Source organism: Yeosuana marina (assembly GCF_011762485.1).
In the GTDB taxonomy this organism is placed as follows: domain Bacteria; phylum Bacteroidota; class Bacteroidia; order Flavobacteriales; family Flavobacteriaceae; genus Yeosuana; species Yeosuana marina.
The window spans coordinates 1-1874 of the sequence record NZ_JAAKGI010000029.1 but is presented as its reverse complement, the minus strand read 5'-3'; the positions used below and the strand labels follow the sequence as shown (position 1 = coordinate 1874).

Sequence of the window (1874 nt, the reverse complement as noted above, 5' to 3'; positions counted from 1 at the left end):
GTGTCGAGTAGACAAGGGGAGTTTCACCCCGAGCCTCTCACAGAACCGTACGTGATAGTCTCCCATCATACGGCTCTTCTTATACAAATCTATACACTTAATTCGAATATCCAACATACCAGTGATAAAACAGACTAGGAAATTGTTTCCGAACTCTGTCCAGCCATCTATAGGCATCTGTTAGATTATTTCTGTACCGTTTATAGCGATACCTTGCCCATCTTACCAGTTTTATACGAAGTACATAAAACACTTTGGACAAACTATAACCACGGTATTTACCAAAGTAGCGTATCCATCCCCTGAGCTTTGGGTTTAAGTGGTGTGCAATACCTACAATACTATCACATCGCATTCTTGGGATTTCCATTTTCCTGATCCGTTCAAATATCCGTGACCGTGACTGGATACTAATGGCACAATCAAATCCTGAAAACAGTCTCCCCGTTTTCTTTGATTTTGAGGTGCGTGGCTGAAAAGTATATCCCAAAAAGTCAAATTGTACTTTTTCATACTTTTGTTGCCTTCTAAAATCCTTGCAATACACGATTTTTGTTTTATCTGGATGCAATGTCAATCCACAATACTCCAATCTTTCTTTTATGCTCTGTAGGATATGCTCTGCTTGATTTTGCGTCTGGCAATGAATGATAATATCATCTGCATAGCGTACAAATTCAATGGTAGAGTTCACTCTCCCAAACCAAACATCCAAGGTGTAGTGCAGAAACAGATTGGCTAATAGTGGACTTATCACCCCACCTTGCGGTGTGCCTTTTGTTCTTGCGATGATTTCACCTTTTCGGGTTTGAAGTGGAGTTTTGAGCCATCTTTCGATGTATCTAAGCACCCACTTTTCTTCAACGTGTTTGCCCAGAGCCTTGAGCAGCTTGTTATGGTCGATATCATCAAAGAAGTTCTTGATGTCCAAGTCAATCACCCAATCATGTTTCCAGCAGTTTTTACGTACCTGTTCAAGTGCTTGATGAGCACTGCGCTTTGGTCGATAACCATAGGATTGTGGATGAAAGATTATTTCCAGTCTTTCCTCTATTTGATTTCTTATCACCGTTTGTGCTACTCTATCGCTAATCGTCGGAATCCCCAATTGACGGATAGAACCGTTTTTCTTTGGGATTTCAACTTGTAGGACTGGTGGTGGGTAATAACTGCCCGAGGCTAAGCGGTTCCAGACTTTGTACAAGTGTCGATGTCTTTGCTTGTCATAATCTGACATACTTAGATTGTCTATACCTGCGCTTTTTCCTTTTCGCTTTACCTGTAAGTAAGCTTCCCTTACCATTTCTTTGGTAATAGGTAACGATTTTGTCTTCTCAAATTGAATCATCCTCTTGCGAGTTGTAAAATTGATAAACTGTATAAGCTAATCCCTTTGCTCCAGTTTCATTACAAAACCTTCATCACTACTACGGATTAGTCCGCCCCTGTACAGAGCATCGCTATTTGGCCTCTAGTTTGCGCTATTGTGCTTTTCACTTTGCAGCTTTGTACAGGTTCCCGAGTTCCGTAAATAAGCCCGAATAAAGGTCATGCCTCCTAAATGACGCCTGCCGCTTAGCCAGTAAACAGGTAACCGCTGAACTTGTCATGTTTGTCATACTTCAAACACTTTTGACAGATTGTTGCACTTTCTCGACACTTCTTCAGAGGTTCATTTGCATTCATCTCCTTTATCCATACCTGACCAAACTCTTGGATTGGTCGTTTCCATAACGCTCAATACCTTGGCTCTTTACCAAAGCACCTTATGGTAGTTTGGTGCTCTCCCCTGTAGGACAACACCGGTGGATCGGCTCCACCATCTTATAAACAGTTGCGTAACGATTTTCAGCCGTTCGTTACTCTCGGCACAC

The 1874-nt window shown here is 41.8% G+C and carries 1 protein-coding gene; it reads right to left on the bottom strand.

Translation table 11 applies throughout. The features are described from left to right. Positions 1 to 97: 97 nt before the first annotated feature. Positions 98 to 1348, bottom strand: coding sequence for a group II intron reverse transcriptase/maturase (gene ltrA, locus G5V56_RS15580; protein WP_166966791.1), 1251 nt, complete (start codon positions 1346 to 1348; stop codon positions 98 to 100). Positions 1349 to 1874: the final 526 nt, after the last annotated feature.